The 17493-nt window shown below is 60.8% G+C and carries 18 protein-coding genes; 6 read left to right on the top strand and 12 right to left on the bottom strand.

Annotation, left to right across the window (positions count from 1 at the left end; genetic code table 11):
* Positions 1-2: 2 nt before the first annotated feature.
* Both IG169_RS14435 and IG169_RS14430 read left to right on the top strand, forming a co-directional pair.
* Positions 3-617 carry a cysteine hydrolase family protein gene (locus IG169_RS14435; protein ID WP_193176929.1) on the top strand — a complete coding sequence of 205 codons (615 nt, stop codon included), beginning with the start codon at positions 3-5 and terminating at the stop codon, positions 615-617.
* 1 nt (position 618) lies between these two features.
* Positions 619-2019, top strand: coding sequence for an FAD-dependent oxidoreductase (locus IG169_RS14430; protein ID WP_193176928.1), 1401 nt, complete (start codon positions 619-621; stop codon positions 2017-2019).
* Positions 2020-2786: 767 nt separating this feature from the next.
* Here IG169_RS14430 and IG169_RS14425 read toward each other — a convergent pair.
* The 8 genes from IG169_RS14425 to IG169_RS14400 all read right to left on the bottom strand — a co-directional run bounded on the left by IG169_RS14425 (position 2787) and on the right by IG169_RS14400 (position 9662).
* Positions 2787-3029, bottom strand: a complete 243-nt coding sequence (locus IG169_RS14425; RefSeq protein ID WP_193176927.1) for a hypothetical protein — start codon at positions 3027-3029, stop codon at positions 2787-2789.
* Between the two features lie 27 nt (positions 3030-3056).
* On the bottom strand, positions 3057-3923 hold the full coding sequence (locus IG169_RS14420; protein ID WP_193176926.1) for a DUF6671 family protein: 867 nt from the start codon (positions 3921-3923) through the stop codon (positions 3057-3059).
* Entirely contained in the window at positions 3923-4171 is a 249-nt protein-coding gene (locus tag IG169_RS24365; RefSeq protein WP_343225658.1) for a hypothetical protein, read from the bottom strand. The genes IG169_RS14420 and IG169_RS24365 overlap by 1 nt, the downstream gene beginning before the upstream one ends.
* Positions 4156-4815, bottom strand: a complete 660-nt coding sequence (gene cysD / locus IG169_RS14415) for a sulfate adenylyltransferase subunit CysD (protein WP_343225657.1) — start codon at positions 4813-4815, stop codon at positions 4156-4158. Before cysD ends, IG169_RS24365 begins: the two co-directional genes overlap by 16 nt.
* Before the next feature lie 200 nt (positions 4816-5015).
* Entirely contained in the window at positions 5016-5222 is a 207-nt protein-coding gene (locus IG169_RS23885; RefSeq protein WP_210326033.1) for a hypothetical protein, read from the bottom strand.
* Positions 5223-5240: 18 nt separating this feature from the next.
* Positions 5241-5690, bottom strand: coding sequence for a histidine phosphatase family protein (locus tag IG169_RS14410; RefSeq protein WP_210326032.1), 450 nt, complete (start codon positions 5688-5690; stop codon positions 5241-5243).
* Between the two features lie 23 nt (positions 5691-5713).
* The gene (locus IG169_RS14405) at positions 5714-8083 is read right to left on the bottom strand and encodes a YbcC family protein (protein WP_193176925.1); all 2370 of its coding nucleotides are present in this window, start codon (positions 8081-8083) and stop codon (positions 5714-5716) included.
* Between the two features lie 16 nt (positions 8084-8099).
* The gene (locus IG169_RS14400; protein WP_193176924.1) at positions 8100-9662 is read right to left on the bottom strand and encodes a proton-conducting transporter transmembrane domain-containing protein; all 1563 of its coding nucleotides are present in this window, start codon (positions 9660-9662) and stop codon (positions 8100-8102) included.
* 101 nt (positions 9663-9763) lie between these two features.
* On the opposite strand from IG169_RS14400, the gene IG169_RS14395 reads away from it, so the two are divergent.
* Complete coding sequence (locus tag IG169_RS14395; RefSeq protein ID WP_193176923.1) at positions 9764-10654, top strand: LysR family transcriptional regulator; 891 nt, start codon at positions 9764-9766, stop codon at positions 10652-10654.
* A 224-nt stretch (positions 10655-10878) separates the two neighbouring features.
* Here the strand turns inward: IG169_RS14395 and IG169_RS14390 are convergent, their stop codons facing one another.
* The gene (locus tag IG169_RS14390; RefSeq protein ID WP_193176999.1) at positions 10879-11661 is read right to left on the bottom strand and encodes an ion transporter; all 783 of its coding nucleotides are present in this window, start codon (positions 11659-11661) and stop codon (positions 10879-10881) included.
* A 407-nt stretch (positions 11662-12068) separates the two neighbouring features.
* Here IG169_RS14390 and IG169_RS14385 point away from each other — a divergent pair, with 407 nt between their 5' ends.
* Positions 12069-12377 carry an ATPase inhibitor subunit zeta gene (locus IG169_RS14385; RefSeq protein ID WP_193176922.1) on the top strand — a complete coding sequence of 103 codons (309 nt, stop codon included), beginning with the start codon at positions 12069-12071 and terminating at the stop codon, positions 12375-12377.
* A 5-nt stretch (positions 12378-12382) separates the two neighbouring features.
* On the opposite strand, the gene IG169_RS14380 is transcribed toward IG169_RS14385, so the two are convergent.
* Positions 12383-13354 carry a hydrogen peroxide-inducible genes activator gene (locus tag IG169_RS14380; protein ID WP_246717391.1) on the bottom strand — a complete coding sequence of 324 codons (972 nt, stop codon included), beginning with the start codon at positions 13352-13354 and terminating at the stop codon, positions 12383-12385.
* 148 nt (positions 13355-13502) lie between these two features.
* On the opposite strand from IG169_RS14380, the gene IG169_RS14375 reads away from it, so the two are divergent.
* The gene (locus tag IG169_RS14375; protein WP_193176921.1) at positions 13503-13724 is read left to right on the top strand and encodes a YdcH family protein; all 222 of its coding nucleotides are present in this window, start codon (positions 13503-13505) and stop codon (positions 13722-13724) included.
* Between the two features lie 111 nt (positions 13725-13835).
* Positions 13836-14138 carry a hypothetical protein gene (locus tag IG169_RS14370; protein ID WP_193176920.1) on the top strand — a complete coding sequence of 101 codons (303 nt, stop codon included), beginning with the start codon at positions 13836-13838 and terminating at the stop codon, positions 14136-14138.
* Between the two features lie 867 nt (positions 14139-15005).
* Here the strand turns inward: IG169_RS14370 and iolG are convergent.
* Together iolG and IG169_RS14360 are read right to left on the bottom strand one after the other, a co-directional pair.
* Entirely contained in the window at positions 15006-16004 is a 999-nt protein-coding gene (iolG, locus tag IG169_RS14365) for an inositol 2-dehydrogenase (RefSeq protein ID WP_193176919.1), read from the bottom strand.
* A gap of 27 nt (positions 16005-16031) precedes the next feature.
* A partial coding sequence (locus IG169_RS14360) for a GMC family oxidoreductase (protein ID WP_193176918.1) occupies positions 16032-17493 on the bottom strand: 1462 nt, incomplete at its 5' end.

Here is a 17493-nt window from a genome sequence, read left to right as displayed (position 1 = left end):
CTATGAACATGAACGGCATCGATCCGGCGCGCACGGCATTGCTCATCGTCGATCTGCAGAATGATTTCCTGCATCCGGAGGGCGCCTATGCACGCGACGGCCAGAAAAATACCGACATTGCGGCGCTGCCGGAGCGCGTTCTGCCTCTGGCAAACACGCTTCGCGACAAGGGGGGCTGGATCGTCTCCACACATTTCACGCTGGTGCCCGGCAAGGGTGGCGAGCCTTTCATCTCGCCGCATCTGAAGGAACTGCGCCCGTTTCTTGGCAAAGGCGATTTCGCGCCGGGGAACTGGGGACACGCGCTGGTCGATACGTTGCAGCCGTCGGACCTGATGGTGGAGAAGGTTGCCTATTCGGCCTTCTACATGACTCGGCTGGAGTGGGTGCTGCGCAAATCCGGCATCGACACGCTGTTCGTCTGCGGCATCGTGACGAATGGCGGCGTCGCCTCGACCGTGCGTGACGCCCATGTGCGCGATTTCCGCACGGTAGTGCTTTCCGACGGGTGTGCGGCTTTCTCGCGCGAAACCCACGAACGCGCCATCGGCGATCTTGGCACGGTGGCGAAGACCATGACCTGCGGCGAGGCGCAGGCGCTCTTCTCCGGGCTTTGAGATGGGCGAAGCGACGGTCTCACGCGATGTTCCGCCGCGCATCGACGCGGAAGCCGAGGTCGTTGTCATCGGCGCAGGCGCCTGCGGCCTCGTTACGGCGTTGCGCGCAAAGGCAGCCGGCGCAGAGGTGATCGTGCTCGAGCGTGATGCATCTCCTTCGGGCTCGACGTCGATGTCCTCGGGCTTCGTGCCGGCGCCCGCGACCCGCTTCCAGCACGCAATCGGCATCGATGACGACACGCCCGAGTTGTTCGTCGCGGACATCATGACAAAATCCAAGGGGACGTCGCGCCGGGACATCGCCAAGCTTGCGGCCGAAAACATCGGTCCGGCGGTCGAATGGCTTGCCGATCATGCCGGTGTGGAGTGGATCGTTCTCGACGATTTTCTCTATCCCGGCCATTCGTGCCACCGCATGCACGCGGTGCCGGAGAAGACGGGCGCCGCGCTCGAAGCGCGGCTTCTGGCCGCCGTCGAGGCCGCCGGAATACCGGTCGTCACGGAAGCGCGTGCGGTGGGCCTATATGTCGAGGAAAAGAAAATACGCGCCGTCGAGATCGAGCGTCCGGGCCGCAAGCGGGAGATCGTGGCATGCGGGGCTTTAGTGCTCGCATGCAACGGCTATGGCGGCAATCCCGACTTGCTGCGCGAATATGTCCCCGAAATCGCCGGCGGCCTCTATTACGGTCATGCCGGCAATACCGGCGATGCGATCATCTGGGGCAGGGCGCTCGGCGCCGACACTGGCGACCTGTCCGGCTATCAGGGGCACGGATCGCTGGCGCATCCGCATGGCATCCTAATCTCCTGGGCGTTGATGATGGAGGGCGCAATCCAGGTCAATTCGGAAGGGAAACGATTTTCCAACGAACATGGCGGCTATTCCGAGCAGGCCGTCAACGTGTTGGCGCAACCCGGCGGGATCGCCTGGAATATCTATGACGCGCGCATTCACGAATTCGCGCTTTCCTTTCCCGATTATCGCGATGCCTTGCAGGCAGGCGCGATCCGGCAGGCTCCGGACATTGCGGCGCTGGCGGATACGACCGGGATTGCCCGCAATGCGCTCGAGCAGACCCTGCAGCGGGTTCAGATTCTGCAACGGGGCGAAGAGAGCGACGCGTTCGGGCGCGACTTCGCCGGAAAACCGGCATTCGCCCCGCCTTACTTCGCGGTCAAGGTGACCGGTGCGCTGTTCCACACCCAGGGCGGCCTGCTGATCGACCGAACGGCGAGAGCTGTTGATGTCCGCGGCAATCCGTTTCCGAATCTTTTCGCCGGCGGCGGCGCGGCGTGCGGCGTTTCGGGGCCCGATGTCTCCGGATATCTCTCCGGCAACGGCTTGCTGACCGCGATTGCGCTTGGTTTTATGGCGGGAGCAAACGCGGCGGCCGCTGCCTGATCGGCACCCCGAGAGGATCGACGCGTAGTGTGTAGTTTCTTATTCCGTTCGTATCCGTTTGGGTGAGTTTCGGCTTTTGATAAGATGCTGGTGGGTGACCGCGACGGGCCGAAAGCTCATAAGTCGCTGTCGCTCGTTCTTGGCACAAAGCTGACTCTTTTCTGCCGACCGCGAGATGTCCGCTTCTGACCCGAGGCGGACCAATGGAAGCTGCACATACCCTCGCCTACTGCGGAATTCGCAGACCTTCGAGTTCAGGTGACTCCTCATCTCCCTCGTTTCACAATTCGCGGTCAGAAGAGCCAAACCAAACGCGTCAAATGTGCACCAGTCATGTGATACAGATCTGAGTGCGGCGTCAAGCGACGCGAAAAGTTTTCGGAATGTCCAGACCGCGACAATATGTCGATGTTTGAAATGGGTCGAAACCGGAAGTCCGTGTAGACGCCGGAGATGTCTGCTCATGACCCTAGAGCGGACATTGACGTTTTTTGGGAACGCCTCTATCCGAAACGCCGCTTCTTCGGGATTATAGCGATGAACACTAGCCCGCAGTCCAATTGCACGGACTCCGGCATTCCGTGATAATAAAAAGACTGTGCGAGGCAATTCGTTACCGAAGTCATAGCGCATTCAGAGACCATGGCCGACTACTGGTGCCTTAATCGCCGATCTGGCCTGTAAGAACATTTCACTTACTGATAGACGGATACTCACGCGCGAAAGTTCCCCTAAAATTGCGCAATCCGTGAGGTTGGATACAAAGTTCAATGACTATTCCGTGGACCTGCAATGGACCAGGAATACGATGTTTCAATCAAACATTGGCATTTTGGGCGCAGCAATGCGTTGAGAATCTCCAGCTCATTCAATAGATCGACCGGATCACGATCCATTGCCCCGTGAAGAGCATGCTTTAGCCATTCACTAATGTCCGGATTTGAAAGCACCCATTCGATCCGCTCTTCTGCCGATCGCAATATTTCCGTCGCAGTCTTGTCACCATCCATCTCATCACCTTTCGTTCCGCAGGATGCCTAGGGGTTGCAGTTGGTGCAGTAAGCGGGATCAGCCGCGATCTCTCGCATCGGTTTCTCGAGGCGGTGCCCGCAGCCGTCGCAGGTCAGGACCTCCGCCCGAAGGGCGATTGTCGGCTCTCCGCACCAGGAACACGGCAGACCGGCAAGCCTTTCCGTCATCGCAAAACCTGGCCTGGCACATTCGGGGCAATGACTACGGTAGCGCCTTGCCAGATCGATTGTCGCGCGCTTGATGGCCCGCATGCGCGTGGGATTACGGTGGGCCCGCATGTCGGTCTCGATGTGCGCGGCGCCGCAAACTGCGATCGCAGCGGCAACCGCCGCCGACAGATCCGCAGGAGTTTCGATATTCTTTTCGAGGAAGCGATCTGGCGCAGGCGCGCCATTGGCACAACCAACCACGATCAGGCCGTGTTCGGGAAAGCCAATGCGGTTGGCAAACTCGACGGCAGTTTCAGTGCCCTGTACCGTCTTGTGGTAAAAGTTCGTTGCCAAGTCCGCGTGGTGGCCGACTATTTCCAGACCGGTCTCGCGATCAATCAGGGCCACGATTTCGCGACCCAAAGGCGCGAATGGAAGGTACGGGTGAGGTCCGAAACTGCCCTCGCTTGCGATGCCGACAGCAGCTTCATGATCGTGCTCGAACGCGGCCGCGATCTTGGCGCGGGCGGCATCGAGTTGCGAGCCGGAGCGTTTTATCTCCCGGCTGAAGGTTCCGAAACGATCCGTATCGAAGTTACCGGGCACACAGACATTAAGCCCAAGAGCGGCCTCCAGAAGCGGTTTGATGACCTGCTCCTTGCGATGCATGGTCGCGAGAACAGCCCGTTTGCTTGAAACCGAAAAAGATGGGCTCTGTATCATCAGAAATAGCCCTCCCGTTTCTGCGCTTCGAGTGAGCCTTCGTCGCTCGCACGCCCACTTCGCTCGAAGCGCGTCGAGAAAAGCGTTTCACTGAGAACCGACAACAGATCGTCCGCATTCGAACGATGGGCGGCAGTCACGGGCCAGCAGCCAAGCGAGCGGAATCGCACACGCTCGGCCCTTGCGGATGCGAGGCCGAGAGAGCGGGCGCGGTTGGGGTCGTCCAGGACGATCAATTTGTCGCCCATCTGCACCACCGCTCGCTGGGAAGCGAAATAGAGGGGCAGAGCGAGATGCGTTCGCGCAGGATATAGGCCCACAGGTCGTGCTCGGTCCAGTTCGACAGGGGAAAGCCCCGGAGCGTTTCTTCCGAGTTTCGACGCCAGTTATATATGGACCAGAGTTCGGGTCGCTGCTTTTTTGGATCCCAGCCATGATGCCGGTTTCTGACAGATACAACGCGCTCCTTGGCGCGGGTTGCTTCCTCGTCTCGCCGAGCTCCGCCAAAGACGACGTCATAGCCGCCGTTATCGAGCGCCTGTTTCAGTGCCTCGGTTCGCATGGATGAGGTGTAGAGCGATCCGTGTTCGATCGGATTCAGACCCCTTCGGCGTCCTTCTTCATTGTGATGAACGACAAGCTCGAAGCCATGCGCGGCCGCGAATTCAGACCGAAACTCAAGGACTTCGTGGAATTCCCAAGTCGAATCCACGTGCAGCAATGGCAAGGCAGGCCGCGCTGGAAAAAACGCCTTGATGGCCAGATGGGCCAGAACGGTGGAACCCTTGCCCCCCGAAAACAGCGGAACCGGCTTCGCGGCTTCCGCCACACCGTCGCGAAGAATCCTTATGGCCTCGCTTTCAAGTGCATCGAGATGAGACAACGCCTTCACGATACAGCCTCAAACGGCTGTCCATGCCCGCATGCATCAGTCGCAATCACTCCTTCATCGCTTTTTCGACTGCTTCTCATTGGTATACCGCCAAAGAAGTTACCTGGTGTGCTGACATCAGGTCGCTGGCAAACCGAAGATGTTCTTTCGTTCGAGGGAGCGGAGCCGCAGAGACAATTTATCCTCAACATCACGCACTCTCACGACGCACTACGACCCCACCACTTCGAGAGGCGTTGGGTCAGGATGCGTTCCGGAACGCCCTGATAGTGGGAGACGTCGTTCAGCGGCCGCAGCCGGGCCCGGGATTCGCTCATGAAATCGATGATACTCAGCGCCGCCGGACTTTGATCGAGCCGATCGCGGTAGCCGCGCACGTCGAAGCCCATCAGGCTGCCGATGATCAAGCGGTTTGTGCCCTTGTGCTATACCACGAGGACTGTCCTATGGCGGTGCTGTTCGACGATCCGCCGGATGCAGGGCAGAGCGCGATTCAGAATGTTGACACCAGATTCTCCGCCTTGGGGCGCGATCGTGAAAGGGTCTTCCTGCCAGATGGCATATTCGTCGCTGAACTGCGTTTCGACATCCGAGCGGCGAAGCCCTTCCCAGCGGCCATAATCGATCTCTCGCAATCCGGCATCCGGGACAGGCTCGAGCCCATGTGGCCGCTCGATGATCCTGGCGGTTTCGATGGTCCGATCGAGCGGACTAGCATAGATCGCGTCCAGCGTCTCATTCCGCAATCGTTCGGCCAATCCGGCTACCTGCCGTCGGCCTTCTTCCGAAAGGGGAACATCGGTCGATCCGGCAAACCTATCTTCTGCAGTCAAATCGGTGGCGCCATGGCGCACGAGGTAAATCCGGGTTGGCATTTCAAACCTCCGCTAGAACCCGCTCACGCGGCCAATTCCGTTTTTGCTTCCTCTGACCAACCACGGCCGGGTCGATACCGTGCCGCTATTCGGCCTTCCTTCAAGGCGAAGAGGTGCAGCCAGCCATTGTCGAACAGCGCTCTGACGTCCGCGTGACGCTGGAGGACATCGGCGATGGCCGATTGCGGCGCCTCGATCATGATCGAGAGCCTGAGTGGCTCGTGGGCAAGGTGTTCGCCGTCGTGGATCGACTGCCACGGTAGGCCGGGGCGCAGCCGCCCTCCATTGCCCTCGACCACGCCGATGCCGCCCACGACGTTGTGGATTAGCTTGTTTCCGCCGCCAAAGAGCCCGGGCGCAACGGCCGAGCCGTAGTATTGGAGACTGATCCAGCTGGCGACGACAACGGGTGCCGTCAGGATCAGCTCGAGCGTCGCGAAACCCTTGTCCGCCTTCCAATCGTAGCTGTGCAGGAACGCCCGGCCGCCGAGATCTGCCCGCGACGTTACGGAACGCGGGGCAGCGATGAAGGCCGCGCACCCCGCGAGTCCCCATTCCGGACGTACCTCGGCCCAGTTGAACGCGCGGTTGGCGACGGTTTCAGGTTTGGCGCGCGGAAGACGCAAAGCTCGTTCGGCTCGCGCCTGCGCGCGCGCCTGCTTCAGCCAGGACCGCAATTGAGCAAGGTCGACCTCGGGCATGCTATCTTCGTAAATCGTGACCTCGTCTGTCGTCGTATCGTGGAGACCCGCGACAAAGACGGTATCTGCTGGCACCTCGATTCCCCGTTTGGACAATCCCTCTCGCGTATCGGGGTCGTTAAGGAGGCTCGCGAGCAGCCGCGCTGATACCTCACCCGTGTAGCCGCCGCAGGCGCCGCAGTGATAGGCGCTTTCATGCGGGTTGTTGGTCACCGTCGCTCCGTGCCCAATAAGCAGAACGATGGGTGCGTGGCCGCGGGTGAGGCTCATCGCCTTCAGGACCGCGGCGGCGGTCTCGGCCTTGGCCTCGGCGTCCAATCCGGGGTCAAGACGCGGCGCGGGCGAGGCCGGCGCGGTCTTTTCCGGCAGGCCCAAAGCGTTCCTGACGAGCTTCCAGCCGTAGAACAAACCGGCGGCCTCGACGAAGGCGAAGGATGACACGGCAGCCTGCCGGAACCTGCCCCATGCCCTGACGGCGCGCGCCGCGATCCGGGTTGCCCGTTCGGCATCGGCTTCGGCATGGCTTGTCGCGTGCAAGGCCGGTTTCAGCAGCACCGGAAGGTGGTTCTCGACCACGTCGGATCCATGCACGGCATGTGCGACGGGCAGGCCAAAGAACCCGGCAAAGCCTATCGTCTCGATGTTTGGTTCCTGGCTCTCGAGCGCGCGGCGGAACACTTCCGAGCGCACATCGATACAAAATGCGGCCTGCACTAGCGGGCGTGATTGAGCAATTGTGACGCTACCAAGTGTGTCAGCGAGTTCACGCTGGTGGGCGCGTTCCGCTGCCTCCTGCAGGATGGCGTCAACGACCTGGTCGGGCGTAGGTTCGAGCGGCGCCTCATGCGCGGCGATGATATCGGCCCAGCGTTCTGCACATTCAGGCACATGTGCGAGAAGTGCTTCCTCCCAAACCAGTCGGATGGCCAGAAGATCGCCGATCGTGCCGTCGGTGGCCCCTTCGAGCTCTGCTTGCCAGAGCAGCCAGCGCGCGTGCTGGGCCCAGCCGCCGATATCCGCCAGAAGGCGGTGAAACGCGGTCTCGGCCGCTGCCTCGCTGATGCCAAGGCAATCAGCGGCGCGCAGAATGGCGCGTTCGGGCGTGTCAGGCGCGGATGCGACGTGAGCGCAGAAGCCTGAAAGACCGGCGATCTCGGGGGTCAAATCGCGACTCGCCCAGGATTGCCAGGCGGCATAGGCGCGGGCACCCGGCGCGGGCGACCAGAGCGCCTGGCCGCGGTCGAATTGGCCCGCGGCCCAGAGCCCGAAGCTCCTCTCAAAGACCGCAGGCCAATCGATGCCCGTGATCTCGGCCGCGATATCCGCCACGGTTGGAAACGCGGCAGGCGCAGGACTGATTTCCGATGCCTTCGCTTTCAGAGCGGCGACGTCGCGAGGCTTCAGCGGCGAGGCGTTCGCGATCAGGGCCTCGGCAAGATCGTCATCCGTTATGCATCCTGCAGCTATGCCCGCGGCATAATCGGAACGTGCCCGGGCTAGTTGTACGCCTGCGACACGGGCGAGCCTTGCCGAGGCAGTGGCGAGGTTTTCTCCCGTTTGGCCGAGGAAGGGATTCACCGCGACGGTCGACTCCAGTGGGAAGGCAGGCGGGATGGCGCGGGCCGCAGCTTCAGCGGCCCCCAACAGCCCGGACACCCGGGCCGGCGAGATCTGGGTGTGTTTTATGAACATCGGTTTTCCCCTCGTTTCATTTGGAGCTTGCCACCCGGAATCCGCCGATCAGGCGGTCGAGGAGGGCGTTGAGATAAAGGCCGTTCGCGATATGGACTCGCATGCCGCTTGTAGACGGGTGATGCGCCCACCTTGGAAACAGGGTCTGCGCGACGGCGACGGCGCCGAAGGAAACCACGGCCAGCACGATTAAGGCCCATTCTAGCGGACCGGGAATGGGAGCGGCAGGAAGCGACGGGCCCCAGAGCGCGGCCGCAAGCCGCTGGAAGGCGAAATAGGCCAGCGCGGCGGCGAACGCGGCTAGTCCCGTGCGGCGGGTCAGCGCCGCCGGCGCCGCATCGGCGAGACCTTGGGCCACGAGGTAGGCGACCCCGAAGATCAGCATCGTTCCGAGCGCCAGCGCCTGCGGTGATTTCGGTCCGGCGACTAGCGAGAAGACAAGCGCCAAGGTCGCGTAAAGCGCCAGCGCAAGGCCGAATGACTTCATGACTGCGCCGAGATCCGGCACCGCGATCGGTCCGGGACGGCGCAGACTGGCAACGGCTGCAACTGCACCCCCGGAGGACAGGAAGGCATGTGCCTTGTACATCGAATGGGCGACGACGTGCAGAAGCGCCAATGCCCATAGCCCGAGGCCGCATTGCAGCAGCATCAAGCCCATCTGCGAGATGGTCGACCAGGCCAGCGCCGTCTTCACCGCACTCTGGGTCAGCATCACCATTGCGCCGAACAGCGCCGTAAGACCGCCGATCATCACGAGCGAGGCCATAGCGCCGGGGCTCGCCTGAACCAGCTCCGCCGTCCGGATCAGAAGGAAGCCGCCAGCGTTGACAATCCCGGCATGAAGGAGCGCGGAGACCGGCGTCGGTGCCTCCATCGCCTCGGTGAGCCAGCCATGTAACGGGAAGGCAGCCGTCTTGAGCGCGGCAGCGAGCACGAGAAGCGCCACGGCCAGATGCGCGGCGAAGGGCAATCCGGATGCAGCGGCGTCTATGATGGAGCCGAGTTCACTCGTTCCGAAGGCCGCAAGGAGGAGCGTAGCAGCGATTACGAGCGACACGTCGCCTGCGTGCCAGACAAGCGCAAACTTTGTGGCGGCCCGGCGTGCCGCGGCGCGCTCCGAATAGAACAGTAAAAGCCTGCGAAGTCCGATCCCGACACCGATGAAGGAAAGGACCAGCATGACCAGGCTGCCCGCCTGCACCAAAAACAGAACAGCGGCCAGTGTCGCGAGCATGAGGCCGTGGAAAGCCCCCTCGCGTGTCTCACCGTCAAGATAGGTCCGGGAGTAACGCATGACGATCCAGCCGATGAAGGCAACAAGCAGCGTCATGGTTGTGCTGATTGCATCCAGGCGGAGGACGAGCGTGAGTGCACCGTCGATGAGCGAGACCTGTGACGTGCCAAAGACGACAAGCTGGAAGGCGCCCACTACCGCGAGCGCAAGCGCGACCAGCGTCGCGGCTTCGGACAGCAATAGCAGGATGCCTGGGCGGCGCCCCGGACGCGCGAGCGCGACGGGCGCGGCAATCAAAAGTACGATCGGGGCGAATACGGTCAGCGGCGTGAATGACGACATGGCAATCCTCTGGACGGTTCTGATCTCGCCATGCGGATAGCGCCTCGCCTTGCTTAAAAAAATTACATATTTTATCTGAAATCATTCCATCTGGTAGAAGAATGGCTGCCTTGAACCTTCATCACCTTCGCTTGTTCCGTGCCGTCGCGCGGGACGGCACACTGACCGGCGCGGCGCGGGCGCTGAACCTCTCGCAATCGGCGCTCTCGACACAGATCAAGTCATTGGAAGCGGCGCTCGGCCACGACCTCTTCGAGCGGCGCGGGCGCGGCCTGGTGCTGACCGAGGCAGGACGCATCGCGCTCGATCATGCAGAGTCGATCTTTCGTACCGCCGAGGATCTGGCCGCCACGCTGCGCCACACCGCGACGGCGCGGCGGGCGCTCAGGGTCGGGGCGCTGGCCACGCTCTCGCGCAATTTCCAGATGGAGTTTCTTGAGCCGCTGATCGGCCGTGCGGACGTCGAGGTGGTTCTTCGCTCCGGAGCCCAGGCGGAGCTTCTACGGGGACTGGAGGCGCTGGCGCTGGATGTCGTCCTGACGAACCTCGTTCCTGCGCGGGATTCATCGAGCCCGTATCTGGTACATGATCTTTCCGAACAGCCGGTCAGCCTGATCGGCACGCCGCCGCCACCCGATCTTGCTCGCAAGTCCCTAGCCGATCTTCTCGGCGCCGAGCCTTTGATCCTTCCAACGCCGGAATCGGCATTGCGCGCATCCTTCGACGCGCTTGTCGAACGACTGGGAGTGGTGCCGAGGATAGCTGCTGAGGCTGATGACATGGCAATGCTGCGCCTCCTGACCCGCGCCAAGGCGGGCCTCGCTGTCATTCCGCCCATCGTCGTCCGGGACGAGTTGGCCGCCGGTATCCTGGTGGAACGCGCCCGGTTCGAGGGCATCACGGAGCGCTTCTTTGCAATCACCCTGCAGCGGCGTTTTCCCAATCCGCTCGTCGGCGAGTTGCTGCAGACATACGGATCGAGTGGGAAATAACGGCATCTTGACGCATCAGGAGGTGCAAGAAAGCCCCGCGCTTCCTTGGCCGAGAGAAAAGCAGGACTGCCTTTGCCTGAACCGATATCGGGTCATGGCTGTGACAGACTTGGGGCCCATAGGTCCGCCCCGCGTCCTGCATCCGGTCTTCCCCGGTGACATGCGCAGTGCGTCTGTGCCCCGCATCGACAGTGGCCGTTGCACGAGCCGGAAGAAGCGGCAGGTCAGCCCCTGCCGTTCATTGCGTGGATTTCGTCTCGGAGCTTGCGGATTTCGTCGAGTATGATGGCTTGCTCGTCGTGCAGCGTCGCCCGGTCGCTGGCCGCCTCTTCGTCGTGTTCCTTCTGCATGGCCGAGACTACGACGCCGATGAAGAGATTGAGGACGGTGAAGGTTGTGCAAAGAATGAACGGTATGAAGAAAGCCCAGGCCCACGGATAGGCGGCCATCACAGGCCGCACGATGCCCATCGACCAGCTTTCCAGTGTCATGATCTGGAATAGCGAATAGGCGGACGCAGGAATGGTGCCGAACCACTCCGGGAAATCGCCGCCGAAAAGCTTGGTCGCCATGACGGAAAACACGTAAAAGAACAATCCGAGCAAGAGCATGATTGACCCCATGCCGGGGAGTGCGTTCAACAGGCCGCCAATGACCCTTCGCAAGGAAGGCACCACGCTGACAAGCCGCAGCACACGCATGATGCGTAGCGCACGAAGCACAGCGAATGCGCCGGTCGTCGGCATGAGCGCGATACCGACCACGATCAAGTCGAAAATCCTCCAGGGGCTGCTGAAGAAGGAGAGCCTGTAAACCGCGAATTTGGAGAGAAGCTCAACAACGAAAACAGCGAGAATGGCTCGGTCAACCGTGACAATCAGATGTCCGAAATCCGCCATGACCGACGGCACGGTTTCCAGCCCGAGGCTGACCGCGTTGATGATGATCAGCGTTACGATCACACGATCGAAACGCTCAGATTCGACGATGGCTCTGAGGCGCTGCATTTGAAGGCCTGCAATCTCCGCAGTTTTGTTTTCGGCGCTTCGCGCATGACTACGAAACGCAAGGGCGTCTGTCTGAAAGCTGACCGACGGACCTGCAACCGATGGAAGATCCGCGGCGAAGACCAAGATTGGGGCCACCTTTCATTTTGGCAAGATCGTTCCCGGCTACATCTGTAGAGCCTGCATTCGAGCGACGATCCTCTCGGACAACTCCAATGATGACGAACCGCGTGATTTTTGCGCGCATTCACGGCTGTTTGCGCTTGCCAGCCATGATCGAGGCGTCTCGCTGTAAACGGATAATTGCCGGACAAGAAATGGGATTCCGATAGACGAAATCTATCGGAGGCATCCAAACATTCAATTGGCGCAATCAAATACAGCAGCCCATTTGCCGGATGAACGCAATGTTTGGAGAAACGGAAATGGAGACTGTGGATTTCGATGAGCTGACCCGCGGCCAAGTGAACGCACGCCGCAACTACCTGATGGGGCTTTGGGCCGGAAACCAGCTTGGTCTGCAAAGCAGCGAACTGACCCGGTATGTCCAAGAGGTCATGCTGTCCGATTTTGAAGAGCCCGGCCCGCAGGACGTCATCCGCAAGGTCAGAAGCGACCTGGCACAGTCGGGGATCAGTCTGGAAGAAGCGGAGTTGATGAACCGCTTTTCGACCATCGAGCGTGACGTCAGGGCGGAAGTGCTCTCGACAGACTAGAAACCCTAGTCATCGATGACACGGATAGAGCCACTGTCCGTCAGAGTGGCGAAGGCGGTCTTGGCCTCGCTTGCCAGCGACTGGAAATGTTCGCGTCGGACACTGTCTTGCCGCCACGCAAGGCAGATAGTTCTGCGGATCGGCCAGCCGCCAATCTCCCGCAGGACAACGTTTCTTTCCTTCGCGAACTCGAAAGCGACATAGGTCGCAGGAAACAGCGAAAGACCCATCCCGATCGAGACCATCTGGCGCAGTGCGTCTAGGCTGGTGCCTTCATAGTCCTCGCGCAGGCGGGCGCCCGATGCGTCGCAGAGATCTTGCACCTGATCGAAGAGCCGGTGTCCTTTTCCGAGCGTCAGCAACCTCTCGCCGGACAGCATCTTCACAGAAATACGCTTCTCGCGGGCGATGGGATGTTCCGTCGGTATTCCGAGAAACACGGTCTCTTCGCAAATCGCTACTGATTCGAACCTCTCGCCCGTCAGCGGCAAAGGAGTGAGGACGCAGTCGAGCGATCCGTCGGCAAGTCCGCTTTCGAGGGTAAGCGGCCGGTCTTCGCGGATATAGATCTCCAACCTGGGATGCCGATCATGAAGATGCGGCAGCATTCGCGGCATTACATAAGGGCCGATTGTCGGTGCAACGCCCAGCCGTATGAGGCCGCCGAGATTGCCGGCGCCGAGACTTGCAGTAGCGACGATTTCATCCAACCCGGCCAGGACAGTTCGAGCGAGGGGCAATATCACCGTTCCCGCGGGTGTCGGACAGGCCGATCCGGTCCCGCGTTCAATCAAGGCAACGCCGAGTTGCTCTTCGAGCAACTTCAATTGGGCAGACAAGGTCGGCTGGGAGACATGGCAGGCTCTTGCGGCCGCTCCGAAGTGACCCAGGTCCGCGAGAGACACGAAATACTGCAACTGGCGATTTGTTGGCCTGAAAGGCATGGCTGCAGGAACCCCTCGGTCTTTGTCGGCCAAACGAGTGTGTTTCGGATCCACCCGATGACAGGAGGACGATTAACCCGATCGATATTGTTCATAGACATAAGCTATTGATCGCATAGAAACAATCGATTTGAACTATTTCTAGGAATTTCCATTTCTCCAATGCGAAAGGAGAAATGCCATGTATGCACGCTTGAACGCGCTGAAGGTCCGTCATGACATTCTGGAAGCGAAGATTCAGGGAGAAACGTCCAGGCCACGCCCGGATGATCTGCGATTACGCCTACTCAAGCGCATGAAGCTGAAGCTGCGTGACGAAATGGCAGGAATCGAAAGACTCCTGTTTTCCGAGATATCCTCCGGCCAACCAGATGATCGCAGAAGACAACCTGCATTCAATTGATGCAGGAACCCGTTCCCCTGCATCGGCCGCCAACGGATCTAACGCCGGACAAGGGCTGCCGCTTGTCTGGGGAATGCCCACGGCAACATCGGCAAGGGCCGGATCAGGCAGATGGCCGCGAGCGCCAACAGTATCGTGACAATCGTCAGCCGTGCGCGTCGACCTTGGACCGGCCGGGAAAGCCCGGCCCGTCGCCAAACGATCGAGTCCCGCGATCTCGACTGCGCACCGCCGGAATCAAGCGAGGGAAAACTCATGGAAGTGATCAAGTTTGTTGTCTTTGCCATCGGTCTCAGCGTGGGCGGCATGCTGGCCTACGGCGCATTTCGCTTCAATTCTGAACGTGAACGTCCTGAGGCTGATGGGCAAAAGCGCCGCCGCGCCAAAGAGGTTCAGCAACGAATCGCCGCTTAAGCATACGCAAATTGGGATCTGGACTGCGCGCGAGGCGGGATGCAGAGGTCGATTCCGCGAAACGAGCTATTAAGGAGTTGATCACGCCGCCCGAGGCGGCTGGGCCATTTATGTCGCAACCGAAAACAGTCACCGGTCATCTGTAATAATGGTCGGCTGCAATAGGCGCATATCAATTACGAGCCGCATAACAGCCCAGTTTCAATGGCTGCGAATGGCAATTATCGGAGTCTCTGTCGCTGACCGCGAGATGTCCGCTTAGGGTCCGAAAGCCGTCCCGCAAAATGTTAACCGGTGATGCCCGCCTTGCCTCGGGAAAACTCCTCGCAGCTCTGGATATTGTGCTTCAGCATGCACCAGCCTGCTGCCGGGTACGCAAACCCGTCCGATTTGGATATCGGCGCGTAGTCTGTCGCGTAGAGTTATTTCCTTGGAATTGCCTGAAAATATCCGCCTGGCGAACCTGGATTCTCAGCCAGTGTATCCGCGCCAATCTTCAGCCTGACCTGAGTCGCCTGATGGGCCGCATTGTGCACCAGTCATGTGATCCAGATCTGGGCACGGCGTCAAGCCGGGCGAAAAGTTTTCGGAATGCCCACACCGCGACTGTATGCCGATGCCAGAAATGGACAAGGAGCGGACGTTTGCTGCAGTCCACACGCATGTCCGCGCAGCGAATAAAGGCGGACAGCTATGATGGGCCACGCATCATGCCGAAACCTGAACTCTGAACTGGATGCTCAGCAAGCTATTTTGGTGTCCAGGGTGCCACGAATTCTGCAAGAAAGCCCCCGATGGGTTGTCTACCGTCGGGGGCTTTCCTTTTTGCCGGCGATGCTTGGGAGGCGACATCCGGCAGGCAAGTCGTCAGTAGTCCGGCCGGATTGCCTTGCCTTCCAGGCGTGAGCGTTCGCAGGCGAGCGCGATCGCGAGGGCGGTCCGGCCGTCTTCCTGCGCCGCCGATGGAGGCCGTCCCTCGGCTATCGCCCGGCTGAACTCGTCCAGCGCGTGATGGAACGAGGCGTCGTAGCGCTCGAGGAAAAAGTGCTTGAGCGGTTCGCGCGCTTCCGTCCTGGTTCCGTCCCAACGGATTAGGTTGTCGTCGCGCTGATTTGTCGTCTGTATCATGCCGTCCCGGCCGAACGCTTCGAGGCGCTGATCGAAGCCGTAGGCACAGCTTCGGCTGTTGTTGACATGCGCGATGCAGCCGGACGGCATCTTCAGAACGGTCATTGTGGCATCGGCGTCGCCCGCTTCGCCGATCGCCGGGTCGAACAGACAACTGCCGGTCGCATAGACCTCCTCGGGCCGTTCTCCCGCGATCCAGCAGATCAGGTCGATGTCGTGGATGGTCGCGTCGACGAAATAGCCGCCTGACCGTTTGACGTACTCGATGGGCGGCGGCGAGGGTTCGCGGCTCCAGCTCATCAGGAAGGTGAGTGGCCCGATTTCGCCGCGTCGAACGGCGGCTTGCAGCGCGCTGACATCGGGGTCGAAGCGGCGATTGAAGCCGAGCATGAATGGAACAGGGTTGGCCTTGAGGGCAGCAAGACACCGGTCGACTCGTTCGAGCGTCAGGTCGAGCGGTTTCTCGCAGTAGATCGGCTTGCCGGCCTTCGCGGCCGCCTCGACATATTCCAGATGCGTGTTAGTCGGCGTGGCGATAATGACAGCGTCGACGGCGGGATCCGCAAGGACCGCGCCGAGATCGGACGAGGCGGTTCCGCCATAGCGTTCTACTGCCTTCTCCGCGGAGGACTCGTTCGGATTGAAGACGGAGACCAGCCGCAGATCCGGATGGTTGTTGATCTTCGGACCGTAGACATGGGCCATGCGGCCGCTGCCGAGCAATGCGATTCCGAGCAAGGCAAATCTCCCTGTTGGCGCGGGCCTTTAACCGCGTGCGTCTTCCAGCACGATGGCCGCACCCTTTTCGCCGATCATGATCGAGGCGGCATTGGTGTTGCCCGTCACGATCCGTGGCATGATCGAGGCATCGATGACACGCAAGCCCGTCATGCCATGCACCCTGAGTCGTGGATCAACCACGGCGTCTTCCTCGATTCCCATCTTGCAGGTTCCGACCGGGTGTAGAAGCGAAAGGCCGGCGGAACGACAATAGTCGATCAGATCGGCGTCGTCCGTGACCTTGTCACCCGGCGTGATTTCATGGTCCACGTTGTCCGACATCGGCGCGGTCCTGGCGATCTGGCGACCGAACTTCAGGCCGGCGAGCGCTGCTTCAATATCGGCCTCGTCGGCCAGAAAGTTGAAGCGGATCGCCGGCTGGTCGGTGGGATTGGGGCCGGTGATGCGAACATGGCCGCGCGAATTTGGACGCATGTGTTCCGCCAGGATCGTGAATCCCGAAAACGGGCGCGGTTTCAGGCTTTCGTCGGTGCACCAGGCCATGAACGTGACCATCATGTCCGGACGATCAATCTCGGGCCCGCTGCAGATGAAGGTGTTGGAATAATTGCCGTTGTCGGCGAAAGGTCCGGTGCGGAACAGCAGGAATCGCGCCAGCTGCAGGCCGCCTCGAAGGGGATTGTTGTAGAGATCGTTGACGGTGGTGTGACTGGTCGAACGGTATTCCGCCCCGATGCCGAAATGGTCCTGCAGGTTTTCGCCCACGCCGGGCAGATCATGGACGACCTCGATGCCATGTTGCTTCAGCCGTTCCGCCGGGCCGATTCCGGAAATCTGCAGCAATTGCGGCGAGTTGAACGTGCCGCCGCACAAGATCACTTCGCGGCGGGCGTCCGCCTGTTTGCGGCCCGACCGGTCAGTCCAGGCGACACCTGTGGCACGTTTTCCGTCCACAAGGATTCTTTCGACCATCGCGTTCAGCGTCAGGTCGATATTGTCCACCGCGGCCCCGCGCAGATAACCGGATGCCGTGCTCCAACGCCAGCCCTTGCGAGTCGTGGTCTGGACATAGCCGGTGCCGAGTTGCCGTGCCCCATTGAAATCGTCGTTGCGGGGGATGCCGAGCGCTTCGGACGCTGCATGGAAGGCTTCGCCGAGGGTGTGACGGGTCCTGAGATCGGAAACGGCCACCGGCCCGCCGGTGCCGTGGAATTCATCCGCGCCCCGCTCCTGGTCTTCGCATGACTTGAAATAGGGCAGGACATCCCGCCAACCCCAGCCGGCGCAACCCTGCGCCTCCCAGCCGTCGAAATCCTCCGGTTGGCCGCGCATGTAGATCATGCCGTTGATCGCGCCGGTGCCGCCGAGCACCTTGCCGCGTGGCTGGAACAGGCGCCTTCCGTTCAGATGCGGTTCCGGCTCGCTGGTATAACACCAGTTGACCGCAGGATTGGCGTAGAGTCGGGAATAGCCGAGGGGGACGTGG

The sequence above is a fragment of the Oricola nitratireducens genome (assembly GCF_014904745.1).
Taxonomy (GTDB): Bacteria; Pseudomonadota; Alphaproteobacteria; order Rhizobiales; family Rhizobiaceae; genus Oricola; species Oricola nitratireducens.
Note: the sequence above shows the minus strand (reverse complement) of the source record. Positions and strands in the feature narration are given on the sequence as shown.

What these genes read in the sequence shown, in the direction of transcription:
- IG169_RS14370 (WP_193176920.1), top strand. Translation starts at nt 13,836, where the DNA reads ATGGCCGCGAGCGCCAACAGTATCGTGACAATCGTCAGCCGTGCGCGT.
- IG169_RS14435 (WP_193176929.1), top strand. Translation starts at nt 3, where the DNA reads ATGAACATGAACGGCATCGATCCGGCGCGCACGGCATTGCTCATCGTC.
- IG169_RS14385 (WP_193176922.1), top strand. Translation starts at nt 12,069, where the DNA reads ATGTTTGGAGAAACGGAAATGGAGACTGTGGATTTCGATGAGCTGACC.
- IG169_RS14390 (WP_193176999.1), bottom strand. Translation starts at nt 11,661, where the DNA reads ATGCAGCGCCTCAGAGCCATCGTCGAATCTGAGCGTTTCGATCGTGTG.
- IG169_RS14425 (WP_193176927.1), bottom strand. Translation starts at nt 3,029, where the DNA reads ATGGATGGTGACAAGACTGCGACGGAAATATTGCGATCGGCAGAAGAG.
- IG169_RS14400 (WP_193176924.1), bottom strand. Translation starts at nt 9,662, where the DNA reads ATGTCGTCATTCACGCCGCTGACCGTATTCGCCCCGATCGTACTTTTG.
- IG169_RS24365 (WP_343225658.1), bottom strand. Translation starts at nt 4,171, where the DNA reads ATGGGCGACAAATTGATCGTCCTGGACGACCCCAACCGCGCCCGCTCT.
- IG169_RS14420 (WP_193176926.1), bottom strand. Translation starts at nt 3,923, where the DNA reads ATGATACAGAGCCCATCTTTTTCGGTTTCAAGCAAACGGGCTGTTCTC.
- IG169_RS14375 (WP_193176921.1), top strand. Translation starts at nt 13,503, where the DNA reads ATGTATGCACGCTTGAACGCGCTGAAGGTCCGTCATGACATTCTGGAA.
- IG169_RS14395 (WP_193176923.1), top strand. Translation starts at nt 9,764, where the DNA reads ATGGCTGCCTTGAACCTTCATCACCTTCGCTTGTTCCGTGCCGTCGCG.
- IG169_RS14430 (WP_193176928.1), top strand. Translation starts at nt 619, where the DNA reads ATGGGCGAAGCGACGGTCTCACGCGATGTTCCGCCGCGCATCGACGCG.
- IG169_RS14405 (WP_193176925.1), bottom strand. Translation starts at nt 8,083, where the DNA reads ATGTTCATAAAACACACCCAGATCTCGCCGGCCCGGGTGTCCGGGCTG.
- IG169_RS14410 (WP_210326032.1), bottom strand. Translation starts at nt 5,690, where the DNA reads ATGCCAACCCGGATTTACCTCGTGCGCCATGGCGCCACCGATTTGACT.